The sequence below is a fragment of the Dellaglioa sp. CoH-57-MRSF-19 genome, assembly GCF_056781975.1.
Map to the genome: position 1 here is coordinate 1 of NZ_JBXAXW010000005.1, position 16967 is coordinate 16967.

Annotated in this window: 19 protein-coding genes and 1 riboswitch; of the genes, 4 read left to right on the forward strand and 15 right to left on the reverse strand. The window is 35.9% G+C overall.

All coding sequences use genetic code 11. The features are described 5' to 3' along the window. Positions 1 to 279: 279 nt before the first annotated feature. The 8 genes from serS to AC1RO3_RS06060 all read right to left on the reverse strand — a co-directional run bounded on the left by serS (position 280) and on the right by AC1RO3_RS06060 (position 8682). Entirely contained in the window at positions 280 to 1548 is a 1269-nt protein-coding gene (gene serS, locus AC1RO3_RS06025; protein ID WP_481761724.1) for a serine--tRNA ligase, read from the reverse strand. Between the two features lie 277 nt (positions 1549 to 1825). Further along, positions 1826 to 2557 carry a M15 family metallopeptidase gene (locus AC1RO3_RS06030; RefSeq protein ID WP_481761725.1) on the reverse strand — a complete coding sequence of 244 codons (732 nt, stop codon included), beginning with the start codon at positions 2555 to 2557 and terminating at the stop codon, positions 1826 to 1828. An 8-nt stretch (positions 2558 to 2565) separates the two neighbouring features. After that, positions 2566 to 3996 carry an amino acid permease gene (locus AC1RO3_RS06035; RefSeq protein ID WP_481761726.1) on the reverse strand — a complete coding sequence of 477 codons (1431 nt, stop codon included), beginning with the start codon at positions 3994 to 3996 and terminating at the stop codon, positions 2566 to 2568. Positions 3997 to 4120: 124 nt separating this feature from the next. After that, positions 4121 to 4305, reverse strand: a riboswitch (Lysine riboswitch). A gap of 44 nt (positions 4306 to 4349) precedes the next feature. Next, positions 4350 to 5063: an acetolactate decarboxylase gene (gene budA / locus AC1RO3_RS06040; protein WP_481761727.1), complete on the reverse strand. Its 714-nt coding sequence runs from the start codon at positions 5061 to 5063 to the stop codon at positions 4350 to 4352. Positions 5064 to 5089: 26 nt separating this feature from the next. Then, positions 5090 to 6769, reverse strand: coding sequence for an acetolactate synthase AlsS (alsS, locus tag AC1RO3_RS06045; RefSeq protein WP_481761728.1), 1680 nt, complete (start codon positions 6767 to 6769; stop codon positions 5090 to 5092). Positions 6770 to 6904: 135 nt separating this feature from the next. Continuing rightward, positions 6905 to 7438, reverse strand: a complete 534-nt coding sequence (locus AC1RO3_RS06050) for an Rrf2 family transcriptional regulator (protein ID WP_481761729.1) — start codon at positions 7436 to 7438, stop codon at positions 6905 to 6907. A gap of 86 nt (positions 7439 to 7524) precedes the next feature. Then, positions 7525 to 8046, reverse strand: coding sequence for a GNAT family N-acetyltransferase (locus tag AC1RO3_RS06055; protein WP_481761730.1), 522 nt, complete (start codon positions 8044 to 8046; stop codon positions 7525 to 7527). 3 nt (positions 8047 to 8049) lie between these two features. Next, a complete protein-coding gene (locus AC1RO3_RS06060) occupies positions 8050 to 8682 on the reverse strand; it encodes a phosphatase PAP2 family protein (protein ID WP_481761731.1) in 633 nt (210 codons plus the stop codon). Positions 8683 to 8866: 184 nt separating this feature from the next. Between AC1RO3_RS06060 and AC1RO3_RS06065 the strand changes: the two genes are divergently transcribed. Genes AC1RO3_RS06065 through AC1RO3_RS06075 form a run of 3 tightly spaced genes read left to right on the forward strand, consistent with a single transcriptional unit; the run spans position 8867 to position 11184 of the window. Continuing rightward, positions 8867 to 9709 carry a sulfite exporter TauE/SafE family protein gene (locus AC1RO3_RS06065; RefSeq protein ID WP_481761732.1) on the forward strand — a complete coding sequence of 281 codons (843 nt, stop codon included), beginning with the start codon at positions 8867 to 8869 and terminating at the stop codon, positions 9707 to 9709. Continuing rightward, positions 9709 to 10083, forward strand: coding sequence for a DUF1634 domain-containing protein (locus tag AC1RO3_RS06070; protein ID WP_481761733.1), 375 nt, complete (start codon positions 9709 to 9711; stop codon positions 10081 to 10083). The genes AC1RO3_RS06065 and AC1RO3_RS06070 overlap by 1 nt, the downstream gene beginning before the upstream one ends. Positions 10084 to 10104: 21 nt before the next feature. Next, entirely contained in the window at positions 10105 to 11184 is a 1080-nt protein-coding gene (locus tag AC1RO3_RS06075) for an LCP family glycopolymer transferase (RefSeq protein ID WP_481761734.1), read from the forward strand. A 90-nt stretch (positions 11185 to 11274) separates the two neighbouring features. Here the strand turns inward: AC1RO3_RS06075 and AC1RO3_RS06080 are convergent, their stop codons facing one another. The 3 genes from AC1RO3_RS06080 to AC1RO3_RS06090 all read right to left on the reverse strand — a co-directional run bounded on the left by AC1RO3_RS06080 (position 11275) and on the right by AC1RO3_RS06090 (position 12829). After that, entirely contained in the window at positions 11275 to 11475 is a 201-nt protein-coding gene (locus AC1RO3_RS06080; RefSeq protein WP_112251328.1) for a cold-shock protein, read from the reverse strand. Positions 11476 to 11641: 166 nt separating this feature from the next. Next, positions 11642 to 12055, reverse strand: coding sequence for a helix-turn-helix domain-containing protein (locus AC1RO3_RS06085; RefSeq protein WP_481761735.1), 414 nt, complete (start codon positions 12053 to 12055; stop codon positions 11642 to 11644). A gap of 54 nt (positions 12056 to 12109) precedes the next feature. Then, positions 12110 to 12829: a VIT1/CCC1 transporter family protein gene (locus AC1RO3_RS06090; protein ID WP_481762651.1), complete on the reverse strand. Its 720-nt coding sequence runs from the start codon at positions 12827 to 12829 to the stop codon at positions 12110 to 12112. A 189-nt stretch (positions 12830 to 13018) separates the two neighbouring features. On the opposite strand from AC1RO3_RS06090, the gene AC1RO3_RS06095 reads away from it, so the two are divergent. Further along, positions 13019 to 13546, forward strand: a complete 528-nt coding sequence (locus AC1RO3_RS06095) for a hypothetical protein (protein ID WP_481761737.1) — start codon at positions 13019 to 13021, stop codon at positions 13544 to 13546. A gap of 31 nt (positions 13547 to 13577) precedes the next feature. Here AC1RO3_RS06095 and AC1RO3_RS06100 read toward each other — a convergent pair whose 3' ends face one another. From AC1RO3_RS06100 to AC1RO3_RS06115, 4 genes are all read right to left on the reverse strand, one after another. Next, the gene (locus AC1RO3_RS06100) at positions 13578 to 13964 is read right to left on the reverse strand and encodes a DUF956 family protein (protein ID WP_409021995.1); all 387 of its coding nucleotides are present in this window, start codon (positions 13962 to 13964) and stop codon (positions 13578 to 13580) included. Positions 13965 to 14069: 105 nt separating this feature from the next. Next, the gene (locus AC1RO3_RS06105; protein ID WP_481761738.1) at positions 14070 to 14978 is read right to left on the reverse strand and encodes a PTS system mannose/fructose/sorbose family transporter subunit IID; all 909 of its coding nucleotides are present in this window, start codon (positions 14976 to 14978) and stop codon (positions 14070 to 14072) included. 23 nt (positions 14979 to 15001) lie between these two features. Then, positions 15002 to 15805 (reverse strand): PTS mannose/fructose/sorbose transporter subunit IIC, encoded by an 804-nt coding sequence (locus AC1RO3_RS06110; protein WP_481761739.1) that lies wholly within the window; start codon positions 15803 to 15805, stop codon positions 15002 to 15004. A gap of 38 nt (positions 15806 to 15843) precedes the next feature. Beyond that, a complete protein-coding gene (locus AC1RO3_RS06115) occupies positions 15844 to 16827 on the reverse strand; it encodes a mannose/fructose/sorbose PTS transporter subunit IIA (protein ID WP_481761740.1) in 984 nt (327 codons plus the stop codon). Between the last annotated feature and the right edge of the window lie 140 nt (positions 16828 to 16967).

Here is a 16967-nt window from a genome sequence, read left to right on the forward strand (position 1 = left end):
ACATTTGATTTGTCGAAAATTTGTTCAGTTTTCAAAGATCTACTTGGTTGCTTTTGACAACTTTTATATCATATCAACCACGTCATGATTTGTCAAGAATTTTTTTGAATAAATATTCATTTCTTCTTGCCGTATCAATCAGCTTTATTAATATACCATCTGGTATACACCCTGTCAATACTTCATTACAGATAAATTTGATTTATTAATTATTACTTTATCAAAAAAGCGACTTAACCTCATCGAATTGATAAGTTTAAGTCGCTTTTTTGATAAAAGCTATTTAATAATGTCTAATCCACCCATGTATGGTTGAAGAACTTCCGGAATAGTTACCGACCCGTCTTCATTCTGATAATTTTCAAGAACTGCTGCTAGCGTACGACCAACTGCCAATCCTGAACCATTCAACGTGTGTACAAACTGTAATTTTCCATCATCATCCCTATATTGGATATGAGCCCTACGAGCCTGAAATGCTTCAGTATTAGAACAACTTGAAATTTCACGATACATATTTTGTGCAGGTAACCAAACCTCTAAATCATGTGTCATTGCTGCTGAGAATCCCATATCTCCCGTTGACAATGTTATCACATGATATGGTAACCCAAGTTTTTCCATAATTCTGCCTGCATCACTTGTCATTTTTTCTAGTTCTGCATATGAATCTTCTGGTTTAGTATATTTCACCATTTCAACTTTATTAAATTGATGCAATCTAATCAATCCACGTGTATCTCTTCCAGCGCTTCCTGCTTCAGATCTGAATGAGGGTGAGAGAGCTGTGAAATATACTGGTAATTTTTCTTCCGGAATAACTTCATCCCTGTAGTAATTAGTTAATGGTACTTCTGCTGTTGGAATTAACGTTAAATTTTCATTTGCGATTTGAAAAACGTCTTCCTTAAACTTCGGAAATTGACCAGTTCCGTACATTGACTCATCATTAACAATATATGGAGGAATAATCTCTGTATAACCATCAATTGCATGTTGATCAAGCATAAAATTGTATAAAGCACGTTCTAAACGAGCTCCCCATCCTTTATAGTATAGGAATCGACTGCCCGACACTTTAGCGCCACGTTCAAAATCTAAAATATCTAAATTTTCACCGATTTCCCAATGTGCTTTCGGCTCAAAATCAAAAGTTCTTGGTGTACCTACTTTTCTTAATTCAATGTTTGAATCTTCATCAGGACCTACTGGAATCGTTTTATTTGGCATATTTGGTAGTCGCGATGCCATATCTGTTACGTCTGCATCTAAAACCTTTAATTCTTCATCAAATGCTTTAATTTCATCTCCGACTTTTTTCATTTCTTCGATTTGAGCATCTGCATTTTCTTTATTTCGTTTTAATTGTGCAATAGCTTGCGATACATCGTTTCTTTTCTTTTTTAAAGTTTCGGTTTGAACAATAATATCCCTACGTTTACGATCCTTTTCAACCATTTCATCAATAATCTCTGGTTTTACCCCACGATTACCCAATTGTTCCTTAACTTCATCGACATTTTGACGAATCATTTTAATATCTAACATATTCTGTTCCTCCTTTTTTTGTATAAAAAAAGCCCACTCATCCACTAATTGGGACGAAAGGCTCATTTTCGCGGTACCACCCAAGTTCGACAAATAATCATTTGTCACACTCAAATAGATAACGGTCTCCCGTGTGGCATTACCCACCCACTTATTCACGCCGGATTTTCAGCTTCGTAATTTCCACCACCATTACGTCTCTTAAATGCCTACTTATAACGTTTTCCGTGTTTATTTATTACTTTAATAATAAGCGTTGTTTTATTAAATTGCAAGTTTAATTCTTACCCGCTTTATTAAGCAAATCGATATACTCTTCTAACGAAAGATGATGCTTAACTATATATTTCGCGTTACTTTTACCAACATAGCGGAAATGCCATGTTTCATAATCAATTTTAGTCGATTTTTCTTTATCTTTCGGGAATCTCAATATAAATCCATAATTTACCGCATGGTTGATTAACCATTTTTGACCCTTATCTGTTTCACTACTATTATCTAAATCATTATGTTTGGCATACCAATTTGATGACATCATATCGACTGCTAGTCCGGTGTGATGTTCGCTTGATCCTGGTTCTGCCACATACTCTTTTGTTAATTGTTTAGCCTGAGCAACTGACTTTCCCGAATTTTCATAGCTTTTAATTGAGTCTGCATAGACCTCTTTTTGGTAGCTAATTGATCGATAACCAGATACCAGTGACGCCTTATACCCGGCCTTATTTGCTGCTGATACAAAATCATTCAAAGCACTCTCAATTTTTGAATTTACAATAACATTTCCATCTATTTTCTGTTTAAAATCCAGTTCTTGCTTGAGTTTATGCTCTGAATTAACTAATATTAAATTCCAATCATTTGCCTTTACACCTTTAGGTAGCTCACTTTTTTGTGTGACTTTTACCGTTTTATGGCTAGGTGTCGTATTCGCTTTCTTACCGCATGCACCTATTAATAGTGCACACATCATTACTACCATCATCATCCATTTTCTTCTAGTCAAAATGTGCCTCATTTCTTTGATAAATCTACATCTTTTAATGGAATTAATTTTGTTTTATAGCGTATTTTATAATATGTGTACAAGATAACAAATAACGGAATGCTCATATAACTAACCGAGATTGCTTCCCAATCAAAATTTTTAAATGATTGAATATCTTGTCCAAGAATAACTAAAATACAAAGAACAAGCGCTAAAATAGGGCCCACTGGGAACCATTTTGCAGAGTACTTTAATTCTGACACTTCATGTCCTTGCGCTTTGAACGCTTTTCTAAATCTGTAATGTGAGATTGCAATTCCTAGCCAAGCGATGAATCCAGTTAACCCACTAGCACTCAGTAAAAAGACATACACTTTTGCTCCAAAAACACTTGCTAAAAATGTGAGTAATCCGATAAATGTTGTTCCCACTAGTGCTGCCATTGGAATACCACGACTATTCGTTTGTTTAAACTTTTTAGGAGCGTAACCCTGTTCCGCAAGTGAATGAAGCATTCGAGTTGATGCATACATTCCTGAATTTGCAGCTGAAAGTACAGATGTTAAGATAACTGCATTCATAACACTTGCTGCAGAGGCTAACCCAGCTCTTTGAAAGACCAATGTAAATGGACTAATTGAAATATCTGATGCGCTTGAGCCGAGTAAATCTGGACTTGTATACGGAATAATTGCTGCAATGATAAAAATAGCGAAAATATAGAATAGTAGAATCCGCCAAAACACTTGTTTAATTGCTTTTGGAATACTCTTTTCAGGCGTTTCTGATTCTCCCGCCGTAATACCGATTAATTCAGTTCCTTGGAAAGAGAAACCAGCGACGACGAATACACTTAGAATCATTGGAACACCACCAACAAATGGAGCTTTCTTCATTGTAAAGTTTTCAAGTCCCGTTGCATGGCCACCTAGAATACCAAATATAGTCAATACACCAACGATTAAGAAGACAATGACAGTCACCACTTTAATAATTGATAACCAATATTCTGTTTCACCAAATGATTTAACTGACAACGCATTAATTGAAAAAATAATAACTAACGAGATTGTACTAAAAATCCATCCTGGTACATCTGGCAACCAAAATTGCATAACCAAGGCAGCTGTACTAATATCAACAGCCAATGTAATTGCCCAGTTAAACCAGTAATTCCAACCCATTGCAAAACCCATCGCAGGATCAACAAATCGCGTTGAATAAACCGCAAACGACCCTGAAACTGGTAAATACGTTGCCATTTCACCTAAACTAGTCATTAAAAAGTAAACCATAATTCCAATGCCAATGTAAGCTAGTAACGCACCACCTGGCCCTGCCTTCGAAATTGCTGACCCACTCGCAACGAATAAGCCTGTTCCAATACTTCCACCCAAGGCAATCATTGATAAGTGTCTTGTTTTTAACTCTCGGTGCATACCTTCTTGTTCTGCCATATGAAATCCCCCCTATATATAGAGGAGCACTCGTGATTTTTAAAATTGAGAAAAGAAAAAGAGACCTTTTGTACAACACTATTACGCGTTATACAAAAAGACTCAGATTAATAGACTCAGTCAAATCGTTATAAGCGCCCCGTGATTACTATATAATCACGACAGTTTCTGACTTATTAAATCAGACCCCAGCAGTCACTAAATCTAAGTTAGCATCCACTTCGGCAGTTCACCCTTTCAGTTTAACTTCTTCAGCACTTAATTGCTTCATTAAACATACTTATGAAAACTGCATCCTCTTCTTTCGATAATTCTTACTATAATCAATTCACTGATATTTTGCAAGCTGTATCCTAATTTTCAGCTATATTAATTTCATCATGCAACTTTTCAATATCTGTTTCATTTTTTAAAAAAGCTTCATTTTCGATTGGAAAGTGTTGTTCAATCGAACTAAATGGCTGTAAACTCACAACCCCATTTTTTAAATGATAATCTAAAATATGTCCACCCATTTTATTTTCATCAGATAAAAAATGAATATGGAATCCCGCTGCACCAATTCCTTGAAATAACTCAGGTGTGAAATAGCCAATAGCTGTTCCATCAATATCTTCTTCTTCAAATTCCGATTGTTTGGCAGTTACCGCAGTTAATTCTGGATACGGTTTACTTTGTTTAGCAACAGATCGTGTACTCATTTTACTAAATGTTCCTTTAATAAGAACACTAAAAAATAAATTTTGGTAAGGATATAATTCAAGTAATTGCTCTTCTAAAACATTTCCTGCCACATTTTCAAATTGAATAGATGCGTCTGCTTGATTAAAATGGACTGTCGCAAATGGAACAAGAACGTCATCGCTAACTTGATTAATTTGACCTTTTGCAGTAATCTGGAAAGCCTTTCCGTCAATCACAATCATTTCGCCATCTAAATCACCAACAGTTCCAATTCCGTAATCACCATGTTTCAATAATTCTCCAACACTCAATGTGCCTTCGTACAAGCCTTCAATTAATGTTGCTAAGGTACCATGTTGATAAACCTTTTTTATATCTTGCATGTCGTTGACCTCTCTTGAAAATTATTTTAATATAATTGATCCATTAAAATTGATTGTCCTAATTCTTGATTATCTTTATAATCAACTGGTATATCAACAATAACAGGACCATTAGTTGCAAATGCTTCATCTAATGTTTTAGCTAAATCTTGTGCTTTTTCAACGCGTAAGCCTTTTGCACCAAAACTTTCCGCATATTTCACAAAATCCACTGCGCCAAAATTCACACCGGCAGATTGACCATATTTCATTTCTTCTTGGAATTTAACCATATCGTAGTGTCCATCATTCCAAATAATATGAACAATATTCAGATTCAAACGAACCGCTGTTTCCAAATCTTGGGCTGAAAACAAGAATCCACCATCTCCAGAAATTGAGACGATTTGTGTATTAGGTCGAACTAAGGCCGCTGAAATTGCCCAAGGTAACGCAACTCCTAATGTTTGCATCCCATTACTAAATAATAAATGACGTGGTTCATAACTTCTAAAATGTCGCGCGATCCAAATGTAGAAACTACCGACATCAACTGCTACCGTCATTTCATCTGAAACACGTTTTTGTAATTCTTGGATAATGCTTAATGGATGACTGGTTAATGTGTCACTTGTCACAACTGGCGCTTCATCCCTAGCCTGTAATTTTTCTTGTAAGCCATCTAAATACTCACGAGATTCAGATGCCATTTGATAGCCTTTCATATAGGGTAATAAAAATTCAAGTGTTTGCGCGATGTCGCCCACTAACTCTTTCTTTGGTTGGAAATTATGATCAATCTCTGAACGCATATCGTCAACAACAACAATATTAGCTGTTCCTTCTGCATTCCAGTTACGTGGTTCATATTCAATAGGATCATAGCCAATTGTAATAACTAAATCGCTCTTTTTAAGTAATTGATCCCCTGGTTGATTTCTGAATAAGCCCACACGACCAAAGAAATCACCGACTAATTCACGCGATATCACACCAGCGGCTTGAAATGTTTCCACAACAGGTAGATTCGTTGCTTCAACTAAATTACGAATAGCTTTTGTTACTTCTGGTGAAGATGCCCGCATTCCCACAAGTAAAACAGGTAATTTTGCTGCTTTAATTTCTTGTGCTAAAAGTGTACTTTCTACCGGGCTAGCGGGACCTAATTTAGGTGCCATTAAAGGCTGGATAACTTTTGTTTTCACTTCTGAATCTGTTACATCTTGGGGAATACTAACGAAACTTGCCCCTTGCTTTGCAGCCTCAGCTTCTTGGTAAGCATTAGCAATCACTTCTGAAATATTCTCAGGTTCTTGAACCTCTGCACTATATTTAGTGATTGGTTCAAATAATGCCGTGTTATTCATACTTTGATGCGTTAGTCTCGTTAAATCTGAACGTTTCACTTGACCAGAAATAGCAAGAACAGGATCACCTTCTGCCGTAGCCGTCACAACGCCTGTTGCCAAATTACTTGCACCAGGTCCGGAAGTCGTTAAAACAACCCCCGGTTTACCTGTAATACGACCAATCCCAGCAGCCATAAATGCTGCATTTTGTTCATGGCGCGTAATAATTAATTCTGGCGATTTAGAATTCGTCGGATGTTCCAATTTTTCAAAAACACGATCAATTTTTGCACCAGGAATACCAAATACATATTTCACATCATGATTTATTAAACTATCAACAATGGCATCTGCGCCGTAATATTTATTATCTGTCATTAGATTTCCTCCGAATTTGTTTTAGTAGTATCCATGATAGCATTTTCACAAATAAATGACTATGGTTTAAACTTACCAAATGTAAGCCTAAATAAAAAACCATTATTAACCCAGTTATGGTTAATAATGGTTTCGTTATTTATGATTTCCGGTTACATTTTCGACAATTTTTTGAATGATTAATTTACGTTGACCACTGATATCTTCTTCATTCCAATTAATTAAAGGAATTTCAGTTTCGTCAAACGTTGCTGCAATTAGTTGATAAACCGTTTGTGACTCTAAATAATTAGCCCAACGTTTATCCGCTTCAGCAAAAACACTATTAACGACGACGGTTGCTTTTTCTGTATCTTGTTTAAATTCACGAAATACACGATCAAAGAAACCGAAGTTTGGATAGGTTTCAATCTTTCCTTCCGAAGCCTCCACAATTTCTAATAAATTGATATCCTTAGCATCCCTTGCTAACGTAAAACCGCCATTATTACCTGAAACAGATTTCACAAGTCCCGCAACGACTAACTTACGCATAATTTTACGAAGATAAGTTTGTGAACCACCAAGACGAGCGTTGATTACTTGCGATGAAATTGGCACACCCTTATCCTGCGTTGCCAATAAAGAAATAATACACGCTGCTTGTTCAAATCCTTTTGTTAATTGCATAGTCAGCTACCCCCGGTTGATTAATTTTCAAATAGTTCTATATATACGAATAAAGGATAACATATGTCGTTGACAATTGGTATTGATTATTTTAAATCAACCGCATAAACAATTTCATTAATTAGAGCAGCAGGTTGAAAAAGGGATGAAACCGCTCTTTTTTCAACAAATTTAAAATTGGATTTTTTTAACACTTTGATAGATGCTTTATTTTCAATAGTTGTCACGCCAATTACACGTTCTAAATCTAACGCCTGAGCCATTGTTAAAAGTCCTTGAACTGCTTCAGTCATTATCCCTTGATTCTTAAAAATAGGATTTAGTGCATAGCCAACCTCTTTAACTACCAAACTAGGTTCTTGATTCTCATCAACTACTTCATATAAACCGATATTACCGACTACTTTTTGATTTCCTTTACACTCAATCGCAAATATACTTTGTTTTTGTAGCGTCGCAACGAACAAACTAGCTTCAGCCAATGAATTCACGGGTAAAAAGCCAGCCATTTGACCAACCGTTTCATCACAAGCATATTCATATATGTCATTTATGTCTGATGAGCATAACGGACGTACCACAAGCCGTTTCGTTTCATATTGATTCATTTTTTAGCCCTCAATTTTAAATTTATTCAGAATTTTTAGATATATAACGCGTGCAATGGCTATCCAAGTGACTGTTAAAAGAACAGCGCCTACCGTATCCGTCGGAAAGTGAGCTTGTAGATATACTCTTGAAATCATAATCATCATGATCCATATCGCTAATAAGCAGTTAATCAAAAATTGTTTACTATACTTAAATTCTACCAGCATAATACTCATTATCGTTAGACAAAATAATGCCACCCCGAACGTATGTCCACTGGGGAAACTGAATCCAGTAATTGATCCATGCCCCACTGGTCGAGGTCTCTGGACGCTACTTTTAATGAGCTTAATTAACAGTGCTCCAGTCATTATGGTCATCCCTGTCCAAATAGCGAGTACACCTCGTCGTAATTTATATAAAATAATCATCAAAATGACTGAATACAACCCTATCATCATCGGACTACTTAGCCAACTGATTATCTGCATCACTTGGTCTAGTTGCGCTGTAGGATGAAACCTAACAACTGCAATGATATTATTATCTATACCATGAATAAAATTATTTTTTGTTACTATTAATAACGTCAATATTGCGAATAGTCCACTGCCTATTATGACTACTCCATAAAGTTTATTCTTATTAATCATTACTCTAACCTCTTAATTACAGTCTATTTTATCCACATAATTTATCATATTTTTTAATTTGTTTAAAGTTAGTTACCAAAATCTTTAAGAATTCATACAGAAATCAAGCAAATGCTCAATTTTATGTAAGTTTATGGTAAAATAGGATATCTTTATAAATTTAGAAAAGAGTTGAAAATAAATAATGAATACGCTACTACTTATGCTTGCCGCTGGTCTTGTGGCAGGTGCTCTAGGATCTATCTTAGGATTAGGTGGCGGCATCATTGTCACCCCGGTCTTAACTTTAATGATGGGATTAGATATTAAATACGCTATTGGTGCTAGTATCATTGCCGTTATCGCAACGAGTTCTGGTGCTACAATTGCATTTCTAAAAGATGACGTTTTAAATTTGAGGGTCGCCATGTTTTTAGAAATCGCAACGACAATTGGTGCGATTTGTGGAGCACTCTTAACAGGAGTCTTTAATACATCCTTTCTCTTCATTTTATTCGGTGCTTTTTTGCTACTTTCTGTCTACAACATGCTTAAAAAAATTTTTGTAGGTGAAGAAGTTTTAAAATCAGCTGAACCTGATTATTTATCTACCAAATTTAAACTGAATAGTTCGTACTATGATAAACAACTAAAAAAACAAGTTGATTATCAAGTCGAAAATGTTCCAGGTGGGATGGCGATTATGCTTGGTGCTGGAGTTGCTAGTGGACTACTAGGAATCGGATCTGGTATTTTCAAAGTTATGGCAATGGATACTGCAATGAAAATGCCGTTGAAACCATCAAGTTCAACAAGTAACTTAATGATGGGTGTCACCGCTGCCGCAAGTGCGACCGTCTACTTTTTCAATGGTTCAATTAGACCTGATATTGCGGTTCCATTAGCGCTAGGAATTTTAGTTGGTTCATCAATTGGTTCGCGTGCAATGCAATACCTACCCGCAAAAATAATTCGCCTCATTTTTGTACCTGTACTATTGTATGTCAGCATTCAGATGATTCTAAAAGGATTCGGGGTATCTATCTAATGATGAATGAAAAAAATAACACATCAGCCGAAATGGCAAAAATTGAATTAATGATTGGTCAAATACTAAGAATTGGCGTTTTCATTTCTGCGATAATTATGATTATTGGTCTTATCCTATCCTTAGTTACAGGTTCAACAGGCTATCAAGGTAATACATTTCCAACTTCATTTTCTGCTATCATTTCTGGAATTGTCGCACTTAAACCTTACGCAATTATGATGCTTGGGCTATTTTGCTTAATACTAACACCAATTCTTCGTGTCGTTATTTCAATTTATGCTTTCTACAAAGAAAAAGATTATCTGTACGTTAAAATTACCGTCATCGTTTTAGTCATTTTAATTGCTGGCTTTTTTATTGGCGAACATTAATTAATAAAGGGGAACATTTCAATGTCAAGTCGTCGAGAAAACTATCATAAAGAACAACTACTACACCAAGAAACAACTAATCACCTGCCTTTACCAAAACGCGAAAGAAAAAATAAAAAGCAAAACAAGAAACGTCGTCGCTTAATTTGGTTAATCATTATAATAATCGCTGCTATCTGCGGTGGCGTTTATGCCTACCATAAATACTCAAACGCTAAAAATGCAGCTGATAAAATCTATACTTCTACTAAAATTGCTAAAACTAGAAATGTCGCAGCGGTTTTGGAAAAGGACCATCCTATTTCGATTTTACTTTTAGGTTCTGATGATGGTGCCTTGGGTCGTGCTAAAACTGGTGGCCGAACGGATACTTTAATCGTTGCCACACTTAACCCTAAAACAGAATCAATGACCTTAATCAGTTTACCGCGTGATACTGAAGTTGCGGTTTCAGACCATGAATCAGATTTTCCAAGTAAGATAAACGCTGCCTATGCTTATGGTGGTGCTGCAACTGCCGTTAAAACTGTTGAAAAATATTTCAATGTACCCATTGATTTCTACGCAACAATCAACATGGGCGGTTTAGAATCACTAGTTGATGCTGTTGACGGTGTTGACGTTAATCCACCACTATCTTTTTCTTATAATGGTGCCAGCTTCAAAAAAGGCGTTAAAACTCATGTCAACGGTAAACAAGCCCTTTCGTATGCCCGCATGAGATATGATGATCCTCTTGGCGATTACGGTCGACAAAAACGCCAACGTCAGATTATTATGGCAGTGGCTTTAAAAAGTACACAACTTCAAAATTTATTAGACGATAAATTTTTAAATACAATGTCATCTCAAATGAAAACTGATTTAACATTCAATGATCTTACCGTCTTAGGTACCAATTATCGTAAGGCAACACATCATTCACATTCAGATTATCTACAAGGTACAGGAACAATGGTCAATGGAGAAGCTTTTGAAATTGCCAGCGAAACTGAAAAACAACGTATCACTGATAAATTACGTTCCACACTTGGCTTGGTTCCAGCTAAAACTGGAAATACTTTAACAGCCGATACAAAAATTAATACAACTCGTGAATAGTTAAAAGTAGGCCGTCAATCGGGGATTGACGGCCTACTTTTTTGCATAAAAAAACAACTCACCTAAATGGCAAGTTGTTTAGATTTTAAATTAGTCTTTGTTTACGTTTACTGCTTGTGGTCCACGGTCACTATCTTCAACGTCAAAAGTTACTTTTTGACCTTCGTCTAATGTTTTAAAACCGTCACCTTGAATAGCTGAGAAATGTACGAATACATCACTACCATCTTCGCGAGTAATGAAACCAAAACCTTTATCTGCGTTAAACCATTTTACTGTACCTTGTTCCATGAATAAAATCCTCCTTGTGTCTATGTGACACGTTTTATTTATGACTCTCAAATCGTCCCAGTTGATATCGTTTCCGAAGACACTCATCAACTTCATTTGATTTGAAAAGCCACCTAAATTATATCACGTCTAATTGTAAAAACAAATTCTAAAATAGCGCTTTTATTTAGTTGTTTTCATCTTCAAGTGGTAACGCTAAATCATCATTTTCTTCCAGATTATATGGCTGGTATTTACCCATTAAATATCCTTGAATCATTTGAATAACTTCATAACGATCACTACCTGATAAAATTTTATCGCGGTATAAAAGTGTTGCCGTCCGTGCGAATAAATCTTCAAGATCAATCAATTCATCGTTAGTTTGACCAACTAAAAAATCAATTGAAACATGAAAGAATTCGGCCAACTTTCTGACTTCAAGATATGAGGGTGTATTAATACCACGCTCCCAACTACCAATCTGCGGGCCAGAATTCAAGTTATGATTCGATTTTTGAGACTGATTTAATCCAACAGCTAATTGAGTTAGCGTTAATCCACTACCTCTGCGCAATGCTTTTAATCTTTCCGGAAACATCAACAACACCTCCTTTAGATAAGCATACCTCTTTTTTAAAAAAAGGGTAGGTTTTTAACCAAATAAACCGCCAATATAATAAGTTACAGCCATTGTTACTAATCCAACAAAAACATTTCTTACCATGGCATGTCTAATATTATTACGCCCTAATATCCCGCTTACTGCCCCTGTTAAAAGTAAAGCTAAAGCAACGCCAATAACCGTCAGTGGAATCATAAACTCAGTTGGGAGTATCGCTATTAATAATAATGGAACTAGCGAGCCAACTACAAAGGATGTCATTGAGGACATCGCTGCGTGCCACGGATTTAAGTACTCACCGACATCAATATTGTTAACTTCTTTACAGTAATTTTCTAGTTCATTTTGAGACATTAGTTCATTGACCACATCCGTTGCGACCATCCGCGAGAATCCCTTTGCTTGGTAGATATTAATTAATCGTTCAATTTCAAATTCACGATTTTCTTTTAACTTTTTTGCAGCTGAATGGATAATCGATTTTTGTGTATCCCTTTGTGCAGAAACTGAGACGTATTCACCACCAGCCATTGAGAACGCTCCCGCAAACATACCAGCAAGTCCAGCTAAGACAAGATAGTACTTACCTTGACTAGCACCGGCCATCCCCAGAATAACGCCTGCAACTGAGATGATGCCATCATTAGCACCTAATACCCCTGCTCTTAAAATATTTAATTTCGTTGATAAAGCCATTCCTACTTTTAATGCACGACTATTCATCAAATGATTCACTCCATTTCCAATCATTTAAGTATAAGCTAATTGGGAACGATTATCAGTCGGGTTTATTAATTTCGTTAAGGAACATGATTGCCTTATCTTAAATGGGACACAATCTTACCATAGATAAAGACTGACTACTAGAAATCGAAAGGACCTGCATTTCAACCCATTATAGGATATACTTAAAGCAATTGTTCGAAAGAGGTGAATCAAATGTCTGACTCAAAAAAATACCCAATTAGTCCCTATTTTGAAATTAAAAATAATCATCCTTGGTACCTTGATGCCGAAATTGATGACTTATCACTTTATAATCAAAACTTTAAGGTTGTCTTACAAACAATAACTAAAAATGAAAATATTAATAAAGGGTGGCGCGATGAGGATTTAGAATCTAACATTCAGTTACTCCTTCTTATTGATTACGAAGAACTTGAAGTTTGGAAATATCCCGTCGATTTGTCATTTGATAAATTATCTTTAAAGGAAGATGTTGTATCATTCAATGAAAATAGTCGTATTGCACTTTATTTTGAAGATGATCAAGCTGTGATGCGAAAACTCGGCTACCTACCAAAAGAGGATACATTACAGGTCCATAATATTATGGCAGGCCTACCACATTATAAAATTGCCACTTATTTGACAGGCGGTCCTTATAAGAAATTAACGTTCGAAGACGACGAACTTCAAATTGATAATGGTTTTGAAGAATTTCGTTTAAATATTTTAATCTACTAAAAAAACATTCTCAATGAGAATGTTTTTTTGATTACTTATTTTTACTTTTTTTATTAAAAATTGATTTAACTGATCGTTTTAAAACATCGCCCATTCCAAGTGATTGAACCATATGAGCTGGATCAACATAGTTACGCATTGCACGTAACACCATTTTTGGTTTTTTAGACGCAAAAGTAAATGTCCCATTCTTCTTCGTTTTAATTGCATATCTCGGAATCCATCGTCCTTTAAACATCACAGACGCGATAACTTGATCAACTTCATCCCATGGAATTTGGATAAACTTGCGTGCATCACGGTCATTATAAAATTCAAACCCTTTATCGCCAATCATGATTTTACCATAATCAGTTAAACCTGTGAAAGCAGTTGCATCGATTGTTAAGTCTACCTTTGTATTAATTGACTGGACCATAGTATTTCGACTCCAATGTTTTTTGACGTTATCTTATTATACCTTAATTAATTGCATTGAACCATATAAAAAAACCCAGGAAAATTCCTGAGTTTTTTTGAAATTTTATAAAATTCCAAGTACGTGTCCACCGATACCAACTATGAATAAACCTAGAATGATAAGAATTGGTGAAACTTTTTTCTTAAGTAACCACATACAGAAGAATGTTAATAATAATGCTGCTAAACCTGGAATTAATTGATCCAAGTTATTTTGTAATGTTGTTACTTTATTTGGTGAAAGAGCTAAACCGTCGCTAGCTTGTTGCATAGCTGTTTGCATGCCTTTTCCACCTTGGAGTTTATCAAAATCAATATAAGCACCTTTATCCAACTTAACTGTTGAAATAACTGGCGTAAATTTGATTGAAACCCAACGTTCTACTAATGCGGCTAAAACGAACATTCCCAGTACCGAAGCACCTTTAGTAACATCTTGTAATAAGCCACCTGACATATCTTCAGAAATCTTAGAACCAGCTCTATAACCGAATTCTTGTGTATACCACATGAATCCCATACGGATGATATTCCAAGCTACGAAGAAAATGATTGGTCCCATAATGTTACCACCCATAGCCAATGAAGCACCTAAAGCACCTAACATTGGACGAACAGTAAACCAGAATACGGGATCACCGACACCAGCCAAAGGACCCATCATACCAACTTTAACACCTTGAATTGCAACATCATCAATAGGGGCACCATTAGCACGTTCTTCTTCAAGTGCTAATGTAACACCAAGGATTGGTGAAGCAAGATAAGGATGAGTGTTAAAGAATTCCATGTGTCGTTTCATTGCTGACGTACGTTCTTCTTTAGTTTTGTATAATTTTTTAATTGCTGGAATCATTGAGAATGTCCAACCACCATTTTGCATACGTTCGTAGTTCCATGAACCTTGAATAAACGTTGAACGCCATGCTACAGCCAATCGATCTTTTTTAGTTAATTCAATTTTATCTGCCATAATATATTCCTCCTTCTTCCAGTTTAATAATCGTTTAGAATTTCGCCAAGTGGATCACCGGTATTATTGCCACCGCCACCATTTGATGAACCACCCATTTTTGAAAGGTTCAAGTAAATAAGAGCAAGAGCAACACCGATAGCACCAATAGCGATCAATGTTAATTGAGTAATAGCTGCGACTACGAAACCAAGAATAAAGAATGGCCATACTTCTTTTGTAGCCATCATGTTAATAACAAGTGCATAACCAACGGCAACAACCATACCACCACCAATAGCCATACCATCTGTTAACCATGCGGGCATTGATTCAAGGAAACCTTTAACTGTTTCAGCTGGAATAAAGAGCAATGCTCCGGCTGGAATAGCAATACGGATACCTTGCATACCAATAGCAAGAACATGCCATATTTCTAGCTTACGGATATTACCTTGTTCTGCTGCTGCATCCATTGCATGAACAATAGGAACAGCAAGTGTACGAACAACCATTGTTAAGAATAATCCGGCAACGGCAAGGGGAACGGCGATAGCGATAGCTGATCCAACACCTTTAATCCCTTGTCCACCTAATACTAAAATAATTGCTGATGCAACTGAAGCAAGTGCAGCATCGGGTGCAATAGCTGCCCCGACATTAGCCCAACCAAGTGCGATCATTTGAAGTGTACCACCTAAAACAATTCCGGCGGTTAAATTACCGGTTACTAACCCGATTAATGTACATGCCACTAGTGGTTGATGGAATTGGAATTCATCTAAAATTCCACCCATACCAGCTAGAAAGGCAATAATTACTACTAAAATCATTGATATAGCTGACATAATAAGCCTCCTAAATTAATTTTCTTTTATTGTGTTGTTTAAGCTTTTGCTAATTCACCTTTAGCTTTTTTGAGAATGTTAGCCATATTCTCTTTTGAATCGTTAGGTACTTTACGGACATCAAATTTAACGCCCTTATCTTCTAGTTTTTCAAAAGTATCAACATCGTCTTGTCCCATTGATAATACGTTGTTAACAACTACTTTACCAACTGAATGAGCCATTGAACCAAGGTTAACTTCGTCAAATTTCATTCCGCCTTCAATTGCTGTTAACACATCTTGTGGACTTTCAAAAAGAAGTAATGCTTTCATTCCACCAAAACGAGGGTCTTTTGAAACTTCAATCATCTTAGCAATTGGCACAACATGTGCAATAATACCAGGTGGTGAAGCTTGTTCAATTAAGTTTTTACGAAGTGTATCCTTAGCAACATTATCAGAAACAACGATAATACGGTCAGGCTTAACTGATTTAGACCATGCTGTAGCAACTTGTCCATGCAATAAACGTGAATCAATACGTGTTAAAACGTATTTAATTTTACCATCACCGATTACAGTTCCTTCAGGAATTGAACCAGTAGGTTTGTTTGTTGCAACAACAGCTGCTTCTTTTGGTGCTAAATCTTCTGGCTTAATCTTAACGCCACCTTTTGCTTCGCTTAGAATACTTGCAGCAATTTCTTGTGCAGAATCCATTGACAAGCGTGCTGCGTAGGCTTCAATTAACATTGGTAAGTTTAAACCTGTAACAATTGCCCATTTATCTTTATGAGCGTCAAGCAAACCGTTTGCTTGATTAAATGGTGATCCACCCCATAAATCAACTAAGAATAAGACTTCTTCAGGATCATCAAAAGTAGCAATTGCTGCTTCAAGATGAGCTTTTAAATCGTCTGGTCCTTCGTTTGGCATGAAAGTTACAGCTTGAACATTTTCTTGTTCACCAAAAATCATTGAACCGGATTGCATGATGCCTTCGGAAAATTTACCGTGACTTGCAATTACAATTCCAACCATTTTAAAACCTCCTAAATTTTTATCAGATTACTGTAAGAACTCCGGAAAAACGCTTACATTTATAATATAAAAACACGCAAAAATTATTTCAAAAACAACTTAAGCATTTTGCTTTTGTTCCTAGGTAATCTGATTTAATT